Annotated in this window: 15 protein-coding genes; 9 read left to right on the top strand and 6 right to left on the bottom strand. The window is 44.3% G+C overall.

Annotated elements, in window-relative coordinates:
* Window positions 1–43 precede the first annotated feature (43 nt).
* The 4 genes from GJQ68_RS22160 to GJQ68_RS22145 all read right to left on the bottom strand — a co-directional run bounded on the left by GJQ68_RS22160 (window position 44) and on the right by GJQ68_RS22145 (window position 5,026).
* Window positions 44–610: a flagellar hook assembly protein FlgD gene (locus GJQ68_RS22160; RefSeq protein WP_162419454.1), complete on the bottom strand. Its 567-nt coding sequence runs from the start codon at window positions 608–610 to the stop codon at window positions 44–46.
* A 407-nt stretch (window positions 611–1,017) separates the two neighbouring features.
* Window positions 1,018–1,389 (bottom strand): hypothetical protein, encoded by a 372-nt coding sequence (locus GJQ68_RS22155; protein ID WP_162342637.1) that lies wholly within the window; start codon window positions 1,387–1,389, stop codon window positions 1,018–1,020.
* Between the two features lie 78 nt (window positions 1,390–1,467).
* A complete protein-coding gene (locus tag GJQ68_RS22150; RefSeq protein ID WP_162419453.1) occupies window positions 1,468–3,651 on the bottom strand; it encodes a S9 family peptidase in 2,184 nt (727 codons plus the stop codon).
* A gap of 136 nt (window positions 3,652–3,787) precedes the next feature.
* Entirely contained in the window at window positions 3,788–5,026 is a 1,239-nt protein-coding gene (locus tag GJQ68_RS22145; RefSeq protein ID WP_162419452.1) for a CehA/McbA family metallohydrolase domain-containing protein, read from the bottom strand.
* Between the two features lie 156 nt (window positions 5,027–5,182).
* Here GJQ68_RS22145 and GJQ68_RS22140 point away from each other — a divergent pair, with 156 nt between their 5' ends.
* The 4 genes from GJQ68_RS22140 to GJQ68_RS22125 all read left to right on the top strand — a co-directional run bounded on the left by GJQ68_RS22140 (window position 5,183) and on the right by GJQ68_RS22125 (window position 9,900).
* On the top strand, window positions 5,183–5,629 hold the full coding sequence (locus GJQ68_RS22140) for a DUF2383 domain-containing protein (RefSeq protein WP_162342639.1): 447 nt from the start codon (window positions 5,183–5,185) through the stop codon (window positions 5,627–5,629).
* A 123-nt stretch (window positions 5,630–5,752) separates the two neighbouring features.
* Window positions 5,753–7,090 carry a M16 family metallopeptidase gene (locus tag GJQ68_RS22135; RefSeq protein ID WP_162419451.1) on the top strand — a complete coding sequence of 446 codons (1,338 nt, stop codon included), beginning with the start codon at window positions 5,753–5,755 and terminating at the stop codon, window positions 7,088–7,090.
* Window positions 7,091–7,109: 19 nt separating this feature from the next.
* The gene (locus GJQ68_RS22130) at window positions 7,110–9,158 is read left to right on the top strand and encodes an insulinase family protein (protein WP_162419450.1); all 2,049 of its coding nucleotides are present in this window, start codon (window positions 7,110–7,112) and stop codon (window positions 9,156–9,158) included.
* Window positions 9,159–9,183: 25 nt separating this feature from the next.
* Entirely contained in the window at window positions 9,184–9,900 is a 717-nt protein-coding gene (locus GJQ68_RS22125; RefSeq protein WP_162419449.1) for a LolA-like protein, read from the top strand.
* A 31-nt stretch (window positions 9,901–9,931) separates the two neighbouring features.
* Here the strand turns inward: GJQ68_RS22125 and GJQ68_RS22120 are convergent, their stop codons facing one another.
* On the bottom strand, window positions 9,932–10,375 hold the full coding sequence (locus GJQ68_RS22120; protein WP_162419448.1) for a DoxX family protein: 444 nt from the start codon (window positions 10,373–10,375) through the stop codon (window positions 9,932–9,934).
* Between the two features lie 76 nt (window positions 10,376–10,451).
* Window positions 10,452–12,095 (bottom strand): M61 family metallopeptidase, encoded by a 1,644-nt coding sequence (locus GJQ68_RS22115; protein WP_162419447.1) that lies wholly within the window; start codon window positions 12,093–12,095, stop codon window positions 10,452–10,454.
* A 116-nt stretch (window positions 12,096–12,211) separates the two neighbouring features.
* Here GJQ68_RS22115 and rpmH point away from each other — a divergent pair, with 116 nt between their 5' ends.
* The 5 genes from rpmH (at window position 12,212) to GJQ68_RS22090 (ending at window position 15,887) form a co-directional block, all read left to right on the top strand.
* On the top strand, window positions 12,212–12,370 hold the full coding sequence (rpmH, locus tag GJQ68_RS22110; RefSeq protein ID WP_162342645.1) for a 50S ribosomal protein L34: 159 nt from the start codon (window positions 12,212–12,214) through the stop codon (window positions 12,368–12,370).
* A gap of 43 nt (window positions 12,371–12,413) precedes the next feature.
* Window positions 12,414–12,794, top strand: coding sequence for a ribonuclease P protein component (gene rnpA / locus GJQ68_RS22105; RefSeq protein WP_162419446.1), 381 nt, complete (start codon window positions 12,414–12,416; stop codon window positions 12,792–12,794).
* Complete coding sequence (locus tag GJQ68_RS22100; RefSeq protein ID WP_162419445.1) at window positions 12,787–14,445, top strand: S41 family peptidase; 1,659 nt, start codon at window positions 12,787–12,789, stop codon at window positions 14,443–14,445. Before rnpA ends, GJQ68_RS22100 begins: the two co-directional genes overlap by 8 nt.
* A gap of 237 nt (window positions 14,446–14,682) precedes the next feature.
* On the top strand, window positions 14,683–15,372 hold the full coding sequence (tsaB, locus tag GJQ68_RS22095) for a tRNA (adenosine(37)-N6)-threonylcarbamoyltransferase complex dimerization subunit type 1 TsaB (RefSeq protein WP_162419444.1): 690 nt from the start codon (window positions 14,683–14,685) through the stop codon (window positions 15,370–15,372).
* Entirely contained in the window at window positions 15,369–15,887 is a 519-nt protein-coding gene (locus tag GJQ68_RS22090) for a DUF2480 family protein (RefSeq protein WP_162419443.1), read from the top strand. Before tsaB ends, GJQ68_RS22090 begins: the two co-directional genes overlap by 4 nt.
* The last annotated feature ends 468 nt before the right edge of the window (window positions 15,888–16,355 follow it).

Genomic DNA, 16,355 nt, shown 5'->3' with positions numbered 1-16,355 from the left:
TTTTCATGCCTATTTCCTCCCTTAACCAAATCAGATTGATTTCTTAGTCCAGATACAGGTATTTAATGCGGCCTTCCGCGTCTTTTACCCGCAGGTAGACTTCTTCTACTTTCAGAAATTTAAGGTGGTAGTTTTTGGCAAAGCCACCCGTTTCCTGGATAACATCTGTAGCGATTTTAGTGTGGCTATTGTCAAAAATAGTGACCTCCGTGCCGGGCTTTTCGATCCCGAGTACTTTAAGCGTAAAGGTGTTAGGATCAATCATTTCAGTGTAAGCCAGGAGCTTTTTTTCGACCTTTTTCCTGTTTTCCACTTCAAAACTAACGGTTTCTTCTTTGGTTTCCAGTTTCACCTTGTAATTCCCTTCGGGCATCTTTGACAGATTGTAGGGAATATTCAGGGGTGAAACCACCTTGTAGTGGTTTCTATCGATCAGTTTTCCATCCGGATTGTATATCGATACCCTAACCTGGCCTGCTGCTTCCGTTAATCTTAATGTGAATCGCTGTTCTTTCGCTTCTATGGATGATATCTCCATCAGGCTTTTATCAGCCGCCATACCTCCAAGTGCGAGGCTGAATGTCAATACTAGAGTTGCTAACGTTTTCATGGATGTGTGCATTTGTTGGATATTGAATTTTCCTGAATCATTACCAACGCCATACCATGAAAAATGGGTAACTGGAGGACCGGTTAACCGGTGAAAATTTTTTAATTCGGATGAAACCCTTTTAGGATGCTCCGAAAGCTAGAAGTTGTATCGAAAGCGTACGAAAGAATCCGAATTTGTTTGGTACTGATACAGGTTTTGTAAAAATGAGTAAAGCATATCAGTGAAAACAAAATCAGGGAAGATAAAAAATAGTTTTAAAAATTGATTAAATGAATTGATAATCAATCTATTAATGGGGTCTATACTGTCCATTAATGAACATTGACTGAATAGAATTGAACGATTTTAATGGGTAAATAGGTAGTTGAATAGGGCCAAGACGATACCATGTGCCTTTCTGCCGTTTAATTTCGCACGGATTTTCGCCTCCGTTTATAGCCTCCCTTTCTTCGTTTGCTGCTGGTGTAGAAATTATAGAGAAAGTTGACCGCCATCAGAGCAATGGTGAGCGGGATAAAAAATGAAGGCAGCATGTTTTTGATTCCCAATAAAATAAATAAAGCCGCAATGATCCCCACTTTAAATGAAGTATAGCTTTCGGGAAACGTGCTGCCCACCAAAACCAGACTGCCGATTTCGGCTACAATTAAAACCAGTATCATCCAGGTAAAAAGGGTATTGGTAGGAACGCTGCTCCCGACGAAGTACCAGGCAAGCAGGCCGATCACAGCGATTAAACTTAAGGTTTGCAGGGCAGTATGGATCGTTTCTTTCATGATTCCGGATTTATAAGTAGGGAATTTAGAATTATTTCTCTGAAAACCAAAAAAATATGCTCAATTATACCGGATTACCTACAGTTTATCTTTTACATAGTCTGTCATCATCCGGTAAAGGTGCCAGCTAGTGTTGCCCCCGTAAATACCGTGGTTGCGGTTGGGATAATAAAAAGTATCCACTTGTTTATCGGCTGAAATCAGCGCGTCCAGCAACTCTACCGAATTCTGAAAATGGACATTGTCATCACCGGTACCATGGATCAAAAGGAAATTTCCTTTGAGCTTGTCTACATGGCTGATGGGGCTAAAATCATCGTACCCTCCAGGATTAAGCTGAGGGGTTTGCAAGTACCTTTCGGTATAGATAGTATCATAGTACCGCCAGCTGCTAACTGGAGCCACGGCAATGGCCGTTTTGAACAGCTCGTGCCCAATCATCAATGCCAGGGAGGACATGTAGCCGCCGTAAGACCAGCCCCAGATACCGATTCTTTCCGCATCAATGTAGGGCTTGGCACCAAGATAGTTCGCCGCCGCCAATTGATCCTGAGTTTCCAATTTCCCCAGTTGAGCATAGGTGCTATGTTTAAAATCCCTGCCCCGACCGCCGGTGCCTCGGTTGTCCACACAGGCGACCAGGTATCCTTCTGCGGCCAGGTGTTGGTGCCACCAATCACGTGTGCTGCCCCAGGAGTTCATCACATTTTGAGAACCCGGCCCCCCGTAAACGTACAGCAATAGGGGATACGTTTTGGAGGAGTCAAAATCAGCCGGTTGGATCAGGTACCCGTTCAATTCGGTGCCATCGGCTGTGGGAAAGGAAAAAAACGTTTTAGGTCGGTAGGCATAATGCTTCATTCGGTCTTTCAAATCCTCGTTTTCTTCCAGGGTGGTGATCAAACGGCCTTTGCTGTTCATCAGCCTGCTTAGTAACGGTTTGGTAACGGAACTGTACGCATCGATAAAGAAACGGTGATCCGGACTCATGCGAATGGCATGAGTTCCACTTTCCGGAGTCAACAATTGCTTGTTTTTTCCATTCATCCCTATAGCGTAGAAATGCCGTTCCATGGGTGAAACTTCGGTGGATAGGTAAAATACGCGTTTATCATTCAGGTCTACCCCTACCAACTCGGTCACTTCCCACTTTCCCTCGGTAATTTGCCGGACTAGGTTTCCTTCCAGATCGTAATGATAAATGTGTTTGAAGCCGTCCGTTTCAGAGGTAGTCAGAAAGCCCTTGTTCTCAGGCAGGAAAATAAAGTGGTCGTTGTAGTTGAGGTCTATGTAGGTTTCAGAAGTTTCGGTTAGGATTTTTTTTACAGTGCCCGTATTGGGGTTGGCAAAAAGAATATCCTTACGATTTTGAAGCCGGTTTAGACGAATGATCGCCAGGTTGCTATTGTCGCCAGCCCAATACATGCGGGGGAGGTAAATGTCCTTTTCTTCTCCGGTGTCGATAAGTTGCGTTTGGTCCATATCCAAATCGTACACCTGTATGCTTACCTCGGCATTTTTTTCTCCTGCCTTGGGATATTTGAATTGATAATTTTCCGGATATAGGGTACCCCATAGCTGCATGGAAAAGAGGGGTACTTCCCGCTCATCAAAACGAATAAATGCTAGTTTGCTGCCATCGGGTGACCATTCAAAGGCCTTGGCCATGGAGAATTCCTCCTCGTATACCCAATCCGCAGCCCCATTGCGAATGGAATTGGATTCCCCGTCAAAAGTAACTTGTACCTTTTTCCCGGTGCTTAACACTTCATAGAAAAGGTCATTTCCCTTTACATACGCCACTCGGGTATTATCTGGGGACAGACTGGCATACGAAATCTTCTCTCCGTTTTCAAGTTGGCGCAACTGTTCTGTGCGAAGGTCAAACAGGTGAAATACAGCCTTGGTGGACCTCCGGTAGATGGGTTCCACTTCAGATTCCAGCAGTGCCATGCTTTCATCCGGGTTAAAGGCGTAGTTGCTAAAGTTCAGTCCCAGTTCTTGCCCATCGATCAGAATCCGGGATTCTTCACCGGTTTCCAGGTTGATTTGAACTACCTGGGAGAAACCATTGCTTTTTTTCAGCGCTGTGTAATAGCGCCCGTCCTTCATCCAATTGATCCCGTTGACCGTCTCAGGGCGGAATATTCCCTTTTTGATAACATCTTCCAGGCTGATTTTTTTTGCTTCCTGAGCGATAACTGGGGAAAAGGTTAACCAAATGAAGGCCAAAGGGGCCAAAAGTTTGAGCGCTTGCAACATGAGTGGATTGATTTAATACAGGTCTGCTTGCCGGTAAGCGCCAATGCCAAACCGGTCAGTATTCATTACTATTAAACAGGATGGTTTGTTTTCCCCCTCGGGAAAGAAAACTTGATACTAACTAGCCGGCGAACTATTAATTTCCCAAAGGTTCTCCGTTGGGCCTTACCGGTTGTGTCCAGGCCTGTTGGTATTTCATGTTTTCTACCGGGTTTTCCTGTGCTTCGGAGGATACGATCTTGCAACGGACAAACTGAAAGTCATCTGCGACTTCAAATTCACCTTCATTGCCTGAAACGGTTTTCAAAACGACCGTTTCTTTTTCTCCGGTTTTACAACCGATAAACTGTAAGGTATAGGTAACCCCATCTTTTGGTTTGGCCCGAATGCTTAGCAGGTTATCAGCATACCGAACCTCTTCGAGTTCCACCCCCGTGGAAGCATAATAATCTCCTTTTTCAAGGGACTGGATCAGAGCTCCGGGAGTCAGTTCCGGAGCCCGCACCACTACCCAACCCCTGCCGGCATTGGCCAGTTTGGAGGATTGCTCGTGGTAACTATGGCTGTCATCCGTAGCCAGTCCAAAAAGCAAGGGCTGCCCTTTTTCCAGGTAAGCGATGTTGATAAAATCCCACATTTCTTCGTAGCCCAGTCGCGTGGAATCTCCCAGATTGTTGACTGCCGGGTGTCCGTTATAGACTTCAAAAAACCGCTCTCCTTTGAGGCGAATCATGTCCTCAAGTGTAATGGCCCATCTGAAATTGGGGTGGTTGATGTGCACCATCATGGGTTTGCCGGATTCTTGTCGCTGTTCGAGTACGGCATTGATGTTATTTTGCAGGACCTCGACAACACTTCCTCCTTCACGGGGCTGTATCAATTGGTCGAGATTGGTGGCATTCAGGTGCAAAGGTTTCCCCTCGTATCCGGCTGAAATTTCCTCTGCTGGCAGCATGATGAACCGTTCCTTTTCCTCGTACAAAGGCGCATATTCTTCATAGGTTTTGAGTTTGACCCGAAGCTCGTCGCCATCCTCCTCATAAAACACCCAGGAATCGCTGTACTCATCGAGGTAATTCTGAAATGCATTTCGATACACGCTGTCCTGTCGGATGCTTACCCATTTTTCTCCTTCCTGGAAAATATTATGGTCAGAAAGGGCAACAAACTGGTATCCATTGTCTTTATACCATTTCATAATTACTTCAGGAAACTCATCCCCGTCACTCCAATAGGAGTGGGTATGCAGGTTTCCCTTATACCAATTTTCTTTACTGTCTACCAGGGTATTCTGTTGGGGTGAGCATCCGGCAAGTACCAAAAAAATGCCCAAGCATAGGGGAGATAGCCAATAGCCACCGAATTTCGTTTTCATGTCTTTTTGTGAGCTAATTGAGGAATAGATTTTACCTGTGGTGAAGATATTGAATGCCAGGGTAAAATCAAACCGGTTGCCAAGCTATTACGGGCAAGGATAGGCAGGACCAAAGCATTTTGGTATATTTATCGCTTAAAATCAATAATTTTGCGTATGGCTATTCAACAAAAACTGATCAACTACCTGAACCAAATCCTCAGACATACCCATGAAAGCATCAAGGGATACAAAGACGCAGCCAGAAACTTGGGAGAGGGGCCCTTCAAAGAATTTTTTATCGAACGGGCCAAAGAAAAAATCGTTCTTAGGGATGCCCTCATTACAGAAATATACCGGCTGGAAGGACAACCGATCGAAAAGGGAGGATTCTTAAATCTATTTCAAAGATCCTGGAAAAACTTTAAAACCTCTTTGGATCACGATAACGAAAAAGAAATCGCAAAATATTGTCTGGAAGAAGAAAAAAAGGCCACAAAAGAATTTGGGGTATTGCTGCGAAACCCGGAACTGGTTTCGGAGGATTTTTTTCAAATTTTAACGAGCCAACATGAAAAAAACCTTGCTGCATCAAAAGCGTTAGTAGAAAAGATTAAGGTGTGAATGCTCACATTTTAGTCAAGTTTTTTCCTACAAACGAAAAATTTAAACCATAACTCTTTACATTAGTGAACGGTTTGGATCATAAAACCATTCGTAAACAACCAGAAACTATATCACTTACCTATGAAAAAGCTATCTATTTGGTTCGTTTGTGTTGTCCTTATGCAAACAATGGCCTTTGGTCAGACCAAAATTGACTTTAGGGAATTTACCCTGGACAATGGGCTACATGTGATCATGCACAAGGACAATAAGACACCGATCGTGGTGACTTCTGTCCTGTACCACGTAGGATCTAAAAATGAAGATCCCGAACGTACAGGGTTTGCCCATTTTTTCGAGCACTTACTATTTGAAGGCTCTGAAAACATTGAAAGGGGAGAGTACACGGACCTGGTGGAAAGTAATGGTGGAGCATTGAACGCATTTACGAGCAACGACATCACCTATTATTATGAGTTGATGCCTTCAAACTACCTGGAGCTGGCTCTTTACCTGGAAAGCGAGCGCATGTTGCATGCAAAAATCGATGAGGTGGGGCTGGAAACCCAACGAGAGGTGGTCAAAGAAGAAAAGCGGCAGCGCTATGATAATCAGCCTTATGGAACCATCCTTCCGGAAACCCTGGCAAGGGCTTACACCAAACATCCCTATCAGTGGGCACCCATAGGATCTCTCGAGCATTTGAATGCGGCCAGTCTGGATGAGTTTATGAAATTCTACAACGATTTCTATGTGCCCAATAATGCTATCCTTACCATAGCAGGAGATATTGATTATGAACAAGCCGAAGATTGGGTAAGGAAGTATTTCGCTGAAATTCCACAAGGTAAAGAAGAAATCTATCGGCCTGAAATAAAAGAACCCCGAAAAGAAGAAGAGATTCGAGATGTCATCTACGACAACATTCAAATTCCGGCGATTATCCAGGCTTACAACCTGCCTCCCAAGAACCATCCCGATGCTTATGCTATGGAAATTCTGTCCACCTACCTTACCGGTGGTAACTCTTCCTTGATGACCAAGGAACTGGTAGATAAGCAGCAAAAGGCACTGGTCATCGCTGCCATCCCGCTGGATTTGGAAGATGGGGGTATTTTCATCATGTACGGGATTACCAATATGGGGGTCGAGCCCGAGGATCTGGAAAGTGAGATTGATGGATTGATCCGGCAAGTTCAGGAGGAAGGCATATCGGAAAGGGATTTCCAGAAGTTGCAGAATATTATCGAAAGTGACCTGGTGAGCAAAAATGCCACGGTAGAGGGCATCGCCCAAAACCTGGCAGAATCCAGGTTATTTTATGGAGATACCGGGTATATCAATCGGGAGCTCGAAAAGTATCGGGAGGTAAGCAGGGAAGACATACAGCGGGTTGCGAAGGAATACCTCACGCTGGACGGCAGGGTAGTGCTCTATTACCTGCCAAAATCCCAACAAACCGCAGCCAATCAGGAATAATCTTTAAACGCTGAAAACCATGAAAAACCTATCATTATTGCTTTTTGCCTGGCTTCTTACCAGTACTGTTTTCGCACAGGTAGACCGATCGGTTTTACCTGAACCCGGGCCAGCTCCAACAATAGCCTTTGATAAGCCTGCCACCTTTACCTTAGACAATGGGCTTAAGGTGTTTGTGGTTCCTAACGATAAACTTCCCAGAGTGTCTTTTTATTTAATACTGGATCGTGATCCCCTTTTTGAAGGGGAAAAAGCCGGATTAACCAGTTTTGTGGGAGACATGATGAAGGCTGGAACCGAATCCCGGACAAAAGACGAATTGGATGAAGCGGTGGATTTTATTGGGGCCTCTTTGAGTGCGAGTTCTACATCTCTTTCGGGCTCTTCCCTGAAAAAGCACCAGGAGGAAATCCTGGATTTAATGACAGATGTCCTAAACAATCCGGTATTTCCGGAGGATGAACTGGACAAACTAAAAAAGCAAACGCTTACCTCCATCGCCTCCTCGAAGGATAATCCGGACTATTTGGCGAATTTGATATCCAGTGCAATCGTATATGGCAAGGATCATCCCTATGGAGAACCAATGACCGAGGAAACCGTCGAAAACGTGACCCTTGACGACATTCGGGAATATTACAAGACTTTCTTCAAACCGAATATTTCCTACCTGGCAATGGTGGGAGATATCGACGAAACGGAGGCGAAGCAATTGGCCGAATCCTATTTTGCATCCTGGGAAAAGGGAGAGGTACCCGAATTTGACTATGCAAAGCCCGAACTGCCTGCAGAAAATAAAGTGGCGTTGCACGATCGGTCCTCTGCGGTACAATCGGTCATAAACGTTTCCTATCCGGTGGAAATGGATCTGGCGAATCCAGACTACATGGCCACCCGGGTATTGAACTTTATTTTAGGCGAGGGATTCAATTCCAGGCTAAACGGAAATCTCAGAGAAACCAAAGGATATACCTACGGAGCGCGCTCCAGTTTTGGTTCGGATAGGTTAATTGCCCGGTTTTCTGCAAATACTTCTGTTAGAAATGCGGTAACCGACTCCTCAGTTCATGAGATTTTATATGAAATACAAAATATTGCGGAAAATGGCATCACAGCAGAGGAACTGGAAACCGCAAAAGCCAATTTGAGTGGAAGGTTTGGCAGGTCTCTTGAAAACCCCAATACCATTGCCACCTTTGCCATCAATACTGCACGCTATGGTCTTTCGGACGACTATTACAGCAATTACCTGCAACGCCTGGAAGCCCTTTCCATTGAGGACATCAATGCAGCAGCCGAAAAATACATGAAGCCTGATAACCTTTACATCACCGTGGTCGGAAACGGATCCGATATCAAAGAAGGGCTGGCCCGGTTTGGAGAAGTGGAATTGTACTCTAATGAAGGAGACAAGGTTCAGGAAATTAATCTGTCCGATGCGGATGCGACGGCTTCGGAGGTGTTGGATCAGTATTTTGCAGCCATAGGTGGCAAGGATGCGGCGGCTGAAATTCACTCTGCCAAAATGGAAATGTCTGCAGAAGTGCAGGGATCGCAGCTAACCATGCTGGCCGTTCACGATATGGAAAACCAACGCATGATCCAAAAAGTAATGATGATGGGCAATGAGGCCTCCAAAACCATTCTTAAAGACGGAGAAGCAACCGTCAGTGCCATGGGGCAATCGCAAACCCTGACGGATGAGCAGTACGAGGATGTGAAAATGGCATCCCTTTGGTTGATACCGGAATTGTATTATGAATCCATGGGCTACACACTGGAACTGGATGGGGCGGCTGAGATAGAAGGGGAGGCAGCTTATAAATTAGTGGTGACCAATCCTACCGGAGGCAAGGTAACCAATTATTACAGTATGGATAGTGGCCTGAAGTTGAAAAGTGAAAATCAGATTTCCGGAGAAACCACGTATTCCGATTACCAGAAGTTTGAGGGAGTGAAAATTCCGGTAACCATGATCTTAAAAAGCCCGATGATCCCGGTGCCTTTAAATTCCAAGGTTGAAAATCTGGAATTAAATGTACCTTTGTCAGATCAGGATTTTAATTAATTTTAAATTACGTTAGAGAGGTTGCATGAAAAAATTTATTTTTCTGGTCATCGCAGCAGGTATACTGGTTTCCACCGTTTCTGTAGCAGGATTGTATGGGGATATAAAGCCCTTTTCTGAAAAGACTCCGAAGGAAGTATTGGATGCCTATGTGAATGCCATTGGCGGTGCAGAAAAAATTAGCGAGATAAAGACCCTGGTATTGGTCATGGAGGCCGAGGTGCAGGGCATGGCCGTGGAAATGAGCACTGTCCGCGACATCGAAAACCTGCGAATGATGCAACAGGTTGTGATGGATGGAAACGTAGTCCAAAAAACCGTAGTCAATAATAATGAAGGATACATGAGTGCCATGGGGCAGGTTCAGGCACTGAGTGCTGACCAATTAGAAACCCTAAAAACCAATATTTATGCCTTTCCTGAGTTGTATTATGAGGAGATGGGGTTTACCATGCGCATGGGTGAAACGACCGAGATTGACGGAGAGCCAGCCTATACGCTGCATGTGACCAGCACCGAAGGATTGAAGAGCAAGGAATACTTCAGCATAGAAAGCGGGTATAAACTTAAAATGACAGCGGAAATTGCTGGCGATGTTGAATTCCGGGATTATCAGGAAATAGAGGGTGTTAAATTTCCTATGAAAGTTTCCATTTCTAACGCGGTATTACCAGTGCCACTGGAGACTCGTCTAATCGATATTCAAATCAACCAAGAATTAGATGATTCCCTGTTTGAATAAATGAAAGGGGAACAGTAGTTCCCTTGTTTCGTTAAGCGGTGGGATGATTTTTCATATAATCATCGATAGAAAATTTTCCAGATCCAAATACCAGAAATACAAGGAGTAGTACTAAAACCATCAGGGAAAGCACAAATTCTACGTTATTGGTAACGGTTAGAAATTTAGAGTCCATATTGACAAAAAATACAGCTCCGATCAAAATAGGAAGCTGTACCGTTACAGCCAATCGGGTTAATAGGCCCATGGCAATCAACATCCCTCCCACGATGTGGGCAAAAGCCACATAGTGAGCAAGAGCCATGTGAAAAAAACCTAAATCCATTTCTCCAATCAGGTTCATCAACGCCTCTGTGTCAGAGATAAATAGTATGCCTTTGTATAGGATAAAAAGGCCTAAACTAATGCGAACGAAATCAATCCACCTGGGATGGTGCCTATCGGCCCAATGTTCAATTTGATGCAAGGTGTCCATGGCTTTATAGACTTGTTTTACAGCTATTTATACGTGATTTTTAGCCGTTGGTTTTCTTCCAGCGGCCGGGTATGGTTTATAGCCGGATAAATCTTTCAAAATGCTCTGGGTTACCCGTCTGTCGAATCCGGTAATTCATGAAATAGGATTGATCCGATGGCGGCAGATAGACGGTCTTTTCTTGCTGCCAACGCCTTATTGTTAAGTGAGCACCATTTTCAGTAATGTTATAAGTGAGGATTTCGTCCTGTATCATGAGTTGCTGATAGGCTGCTGATTGGGAATGGATCCGGATGATTTTTCCTTTATGATCTGTTTTTACTCCAAACGCACTTTCCAGACTACTTTCTTTTTTCACCTGTTGAACCTCAAGTCCGATCGCCATTAGCAGGGATTTTAACAGGGGGTAGAGATCGTCCTTACCTAAGACGAAACGTTCAAAAAACGAGTCCATTTTTCCGGGGTTTTCAGAAAGGGAGAGGATCGTTTTTCGAAAATCTTCCAGGGTGTAACCCCTATCTGTTTTCCCAAACCTGCTCCACATGATTTTCATGACCTCATGCATTCGCCGACCATTTTGTAATAGCAAAAGGTCGACTGCGAAGGTCAGCAATGCTCCGTGGGTGTAGATACTCACTTTTTTATCAGGGACCCCCGCTTTGTATCCGTCCAGCCACAGGTCAAAACTCGAATCGATGATGGATTGGTTTTTCCATCCCTGGTTTTCAAAGCCCCTTTCAAAAAGCGTTTCCATTTTGTCCAGGTATTCCCTGGTAGAATAGTACCCGGACTTCAGCAAATAAAAGTCCCCCATAAAGGTGGTAACGCCTTCCGCAATCAACCCCTCTAGCAGATAGGCTTCTTTGGAAAAATCATAAGGCTGAATCGCTTTTGGCCGTATCCGGCAAACGTTCCAAAAATGATATAATTCATGCGAGCAGATTCCCATTAGTCGATCCATCCCTACTTTGGTAGCCATCAGATGGTCTGGCCCCAGGGTGATGACGGTGGAGTAGTTATGTTCCACGCCATGGTAGTGCGGGAAAGGGAGTAAGTGAATCAGAAAATGATACGCATTGGCTGGGAAATCGCCAAAGTCGTCGATTTGTTTTAGGGTAAAATTCCTGAACTGTTTCAGAACGTCGTCCCAATCAAAGGAAACGGTTCCAGAAACCCATAAATGAAATTGGCTATCGTTAACCTGATAGCTACGATGATGCAGTTTTTTGGCGGCCAAAAGCGGGCTGTCTACCAATTCCTGGACATTTTTAGCCTGAAGCAAGCCGGGTTCGGGTTGGGCCAGGGCACAGGCGACCTGATAGGTATCTGGAACGTTCAATTGGAGGGTAATCGGCTCGTGTTCACGGCCATTTAGGACAAATGCCAGGTTGATAAAATTGATATAAACCAGGTCTGGGGAAACCCAACTGCCCCCGGCATCGAACTGGGCAGCATGATAGGTATAATTCATCCGGTACAACCCGGGGTCCGGGGCGGTAAATTCCCATAGGTCTTTGGTCTTTTTTTGACAATCGACTGGCCCTGCCGGACCATGAACTTCCAGGTTTATAAGGTACTGGGCGTAGTTGGCGATTTCATACCTGCCGGGTCGCCAGGAAGGGAGTTGCAGATGGACGAGCTCTTCTTTTTCGCATTGGAAATCGAGTTGGACTTCCAGAATCTGGGAAGAAGGAATCGGTGTGGAAAGGGTATAAATCATGGATAGAATGAATTAGGTCCTAAACAAAAGTAAGCCACTGGTTTGTAAATAAAAAAAACCTATCTATCTTTGCAGTCCTTTAAAATTACCTGATAGAAAAGTAAAAGATAGCAATAATGAAAAGAACATTTCAACCTTCCCGCAGGAAAAGAAGAAACAAGCACGGTTTCAGAGAAAGAATGTCTACTGCCAACGGCAGAAGGGTGCTAAAAGCAAGAAGATCAAAAGGCAGGCATAAATTATCGGTTTCTTCTGAGAAGACACTGAAGAAATAATGCTTTTTTTGCTATCTTTAACAGATAGACTAGATTGCTGTACATGAGGAATTGTAAATTTTCAAAGGATGAAAGGTTACATTCCAAAAAGTCAATAAAGGAACTTTTTGATAAAGGTTCCTCTTTTTTTTTATACCCCTTCAAGGTCATTTGGCTGGATCAGGAGGCGGCAGCTGAAAATCAGGTTTTGGTGTCGGTTTCGAAAAAGAAACTTCGAAAGGCTGTTCACCGAAACTACGTCAAACGAAGGGTAAAAGAAGCTTATCGATTAAATAAATTTCTCCTGGTGGAGCCTGGGGTTACGAAAAAACTTATCGCGTTGGTTTACGTATCTCAGGAATTAATGGGGTATCATAAGATCGAGCCGAAGGTGAAAAAGATCCTGCAAAAAATCCCCAAAGCAAAATTTCCTAAGAATGAATAAGTTGAAATCAAAAAAAGTTCTGCTGAGCACGCTTCTGCTGATAGGGGTGACCGTTTCCTTGTTTTCTTTCTATCCCAAGAACGACAAGCTTTTTAGTATTGCCAAAAACCTAGATATTTTTGCCTCCCTGATCAGGGAATTGGATTCCTATTACGTGGATGAGATTGATCCGGATGAGTTGGTGACGGTAGGCATTAATGCCATGCTGGCCGAATTGGATCCTTATACCGAATACATCCCGGAGGAAGAGTCGGATGATTTCAGGATGATGACTACCGGTGAATACGGGGGAGTAGGAGCAGTAATAGGAAACAGGGTTGGGGCTAACATGATTTTAATGCCTTACAAGGGATTTCCTGCTCAACTTTCCGGGCTAAAAGTAGCGGATGAATTGCTACGGGTAGATTCGGTTCAGGTGGTGGATAAAAACACAGCGGAAATTTCCGCTCTTCTAAAGGGGCCTGCCAATACCGAAGTGCAGGTGCAGGTAAAGCGCGGGGAAGATACTCTCACCTTCAACCTTACCCGGAAAAAGATTGTCATCAGCAATGTGCCCTACCACGGTATGGTGGACGGGGAAACGGGCTACATTAAACTCAGCGATTTTACAACCAATGCTGCCACAGAAGTCAGCCAGGCAGTTCAAAACCTTAAAAGGGAGGGAGCCAAAAAGATCATTCTTGATGTCCGCGATAATCCGGGAGGTATATTGAAAGAGGCGGTAGATGTGGTCAATATATTTATACCTAAAAGGAGAGAGGTAGTAAAAACGATCGGGAAATTGGAAAATGTGAATGCCACCTATACCACTGAATTGTCCCCTATCGATAAAGACATTCCTTTAGCGGTGCTTATCAATGAAAGAAGTGCCTCCGCTGCCGAAATTGTGGCTGGGGCATTACAGGATTACGACCGGGCAGTTTTGGTTGGTAGAAAATCATTTGGCAAGGGATTGGTACAAAGTACCGTCCCCTTGTCCTATAATTCTCAGGTTAAATTGACTACCGCCAAATACTATATTCCCAGCGGTCGGTGTATTCAGGCCATAGACTACAGCTTGAAGGATGAAGCGGGCAGTGGAAGATCCGTGCCCGACTCCTTAAGGAAAGCCTTTGAAACCAAAAATGGGCGAACGGTCTATGATGGGGTGGGAATTGAGCCTGATATTGAAATTGACTCACGTAATTTTGCCCCGATTACTTATAGTTTGGTTACACGAAGCTTAATTTTCAGATTTGCGAATCAATTTGCACTCCAGCGGGATTCCATTCCGACTGCCAGAGAATTTGAGGTTAGTGAAGCGTTGTATGATGAGTTTGTGAACTGGCTTCAGGACAAAGAATATGATTATACTACACGAGTAGAAAAAACGATTGATGACCTGGAAACCTATGCTGAGCGGGAAAAGTATTTCGAAGATATCCGGGATGAATTGGCTTCTTTAAAGGAAAGTGTAAGCCATAGTAAGGAGCAAGACCTGATCACCTTTAAAGAAGAAATAAAAGAGGCCCTCAAGGATGAAATCGTATCCAGGTACTATTATCAACAGGGGACCATTGAAGCTTCATTGGATAAGGATCCTGAATTGGTAAAAGCCCTGGAAATTGTGAAAGATTCGGAGCGGTATTCCAGCATTTTGTCTCCCAATTAATCTTTGTAACACCAACTATTATGCTCGGGGTTAATACCTCGTGGTAATTGCCCGCATAAAAATGGATTTAGGACTTTTAGGGAGGCCCATTAGTAAAGTCGGTTTTTGTTCGGGGCAGTAGGTATACCGCTATTCAGACCCAAAGAATGATGCTGATACCGCAAGCATTATTTTTTCCGGAATGTGATTACATTACGTTTTAGGCCGGGAACAAACCGGGCAAACTATTCAAACACCATGAGTCTACTTCTTTCTATTGATACTTCGATTGACATATGTTCGGTGGCCCTTCATGAAAGGGGAAGGCTTACGGGATTGATGGAACTACATCAGGGGAATGTACACGGTAGTAAGCTGGTCCCCTGCGTTAAGAGTCTGATGGATCAGTTGGGCTACAGAATGAAGCATCTGGATGCCATCGCTGTGGCCCAGGGCCCCGGATCCTATACGGGATTGCGAATTGGGGTTGCCACGGCTAAGGGCTTGGCTTTTGCCCATGACCTGCCATTGATTGGAGTGGATAGTTTAGAGGCCTTAGGAAGGGGAGTCATTTCACAAGCTGAACCGAATTCGTATATCATTCCTATGATAGATGCCAGAAGAATGGAAGTGTATGCCGCTGTATTAAATCATGAGGGAAAGACGCTGGTAGCGTCACGCCCCGAAATTCTGGATGAAAAACCTTTTCAGGAATTTTTGGAGAAAGGGAAGGTGTATTTTGTAGGAAATGCGAACGAAAAGGCCAAAAAATGCTTGCATTCACCTCATGCGATATTCAGGGATGGTCTCAACTCTGCTTCGGGTGTAGGTGAAATTGCCTACGAAAAGCTTGGGAGGGGAGAGGTAGCGGATATTGCCTATTTTGAGCCGAACTACTTAAAGGAGTTTATGGTTCTAAAGTCAAAGAAAAATCCATTATTGTCATGAGTGAAATTACCAACAGAGTTGCCAGTAGTCCAATTGTCACCATAGATCTGGAATCCTTTTATGAAAAGGGAGACCGGGTTTTATTTGATCTGGAGCCCCTGCTGTTTCAGGGGATGGTGGTGAAGGAAAAGGAATTTCGTCAACAGGTGAAGGAGTTGGACACTTCGGTTTACAAGGACAAATTGGTGGGTGTTCATTGTTCGGTAGAAGCCATTATACCTACCTGGGCTTATATGTTGTTAGTGGTGCGACTGCAGGAAGCGGCCAGGGAGGTAGTTATCGGTAATTTGAAAGACCTGGAAATTCATTTAATGGGAAAGGCCTTGCGAAAGCTAGACATAGAGGCCTTTCGGGACAAGCCGGTGGTCGTGAAGGGTTGCAGCAAATTGCCTGTACCGGATTATGCCTACGGGGAATTGGTGAACATGGTACTACCGGTAGCAAGGAGCCTAATGTTTGGGGAGCCCTGTAGTACGGTACCGGTGTATAAGCGGGCGAAAGCTACCAAGGGATGACCAAAACAAATCTGGCTGTTAATCAGGTATTTCGTAAAAATAGCGAATAAAAGCCCGCTCTGATTTGGCTATCTCCGAAAAGAGGTATATGTTTGCATTCCAATTCAGAAAAAGACCTGAAAAAGTGCCGAAAGGAAGCGAGTTTCCCGGTGTTAATTTCCATAAAAAGAAGCAAAATTTTATAAAAATTTTCAATCTTAAGGTTTGAGAATCTGAAATTTTAATCCGACATTTGCAAACCCATTTCGCAGATTAGTTGACTACGAAACGAAAGCGTTTCGACAAGCGGGCAAGCAAGTTGCCTGACAAGTTCTTTGAAGTAGTGTAAGATAGAAATAATGATCCTGACGATTCGATTTAATTCGAACTAGAATAATACAGTGAAAGTTCGTTTTTTACGAAATGAATTTTCACCACACAAACTTTACAATGGAGAGTTTGATCCTGGCTCAGGATGAACGCTAGCGG

This window comes from Cyclobacterium roseum, from assembly GCF_010119225.1.
GTDB classification, from domain to species: Bacteria; Bacteroidota; Bacteroidia; order Cytophagales; family Cyclobacteriaceae; genus Cyclobacterium; species Cyclobacterium roseum.
This window is presented reverse-complemented; position numbering and strand designations above follow the sequence as displayed.

Bases quoted from the DNA above. Each gene is read 5' to 3' on its own strand.
- GJQ68_RS22130 (WP_162419450.1), top strand. From the start codon at position 7,110: ATGAAAAACCTATCATTATTGCTTTTTGCCTGGCTTCTTACCAGTACT.
- GJQ68_RS22115 (WP_162419447.1), bottom strand. From the start codon at position 12,095: ATGATTTATACCCTTTCCACACCGATTCCTTCTTCCCAGATTCTGGAA.
- GJQ68_RS22140 (WP_162342639.1), top strand. From the start codon at position 5,183: ATGGCTATTCAACAAAAACTGATCAACTACCTGAACCAAATCCTCAGA.
- GJQ68_RS22160 (WP_162419454.1), bottom strand. From the start codon at position 610: ATGAAAACGTTAGCAACTCTAGTATTGACATTCAGCCTCGCACTTGGA.
- GJQ68_RS22100 (WP_162419445.1), top strand. From the start codon at position 12,787: ATGAATAAGTTGAAATCAAAAAAAGTTCTGCTGAGCACGCTTCTGCTG.
- tsaB (WP_162419444.1), top strand. From the start codon at position 14,683: ATGAGTCTACTTCTTTCTATTGATACTTCGATTGACATATGTTCGGTG.
- GJQ68_RS22125 (WP_162419449.1), top strand. From the start codon at position 9,184: ATGAAAAAATTTATTTTTCTGGTCATCGCAGCAGGTATACTGGTTTCC.
- GJQ68_RS22155 (WP_162342637.1), bottom strand. From the start codon at position 1,389: ATGAAAGAAACGATCCATACTGCCCTGCAAACCTTAAGTTTAATCGCT.
- rpmH (WP_162342645.1), top strand. From the start codon at position 12,212: ATGAAAAGAACATTTCAACCTTCCCGCAGGAAAAGAAGAAACAAGCAC.
- GJQ68_RS22120 (WP_162419448.1), bottom strand. From the start codon at position 10,375: ATGGACACCTTGCATCAAATTGAACATTGGGCCGATAGGCACCATCCC.
- GJQ68_RS22090 (WP_162419443.1), top strand. From the start codon at position 15,369: ATGAGTGAAATTACCAACAGAGTTGCCAGTAGTCCAATTGTCACCATA.
- GJQ68_RS22145 (WP_162419452.1), bottom strand. From the start codon at position 5,026: ATGAAAACGAAATTCGGTGGCTATTGGCTATCTCCCCTATGCTTGGGC.
- GJQ68_RS22150 (WP_162419453.1), bottom strand. From the start codon at position 3,651: ATGTTGCAAGCGCTCAAACTTTTGGCCCCTTTGGCCTTCATTTGGTTA.
- rnpA (WP_162419446.1), top strand. From the start codon at position 12,414: ATGAGGAATTGTAAATTTTCAAAGGATGAAAGGTTACATTCCAAAAAG.
- GJQ68_RS22135 (WP_162419451.1), top strand. From the start codon at position 5,753: ATGAAAAAGCTATCTATTTGGTTCGTTTGTGTTGTCCTTATGCAAACA.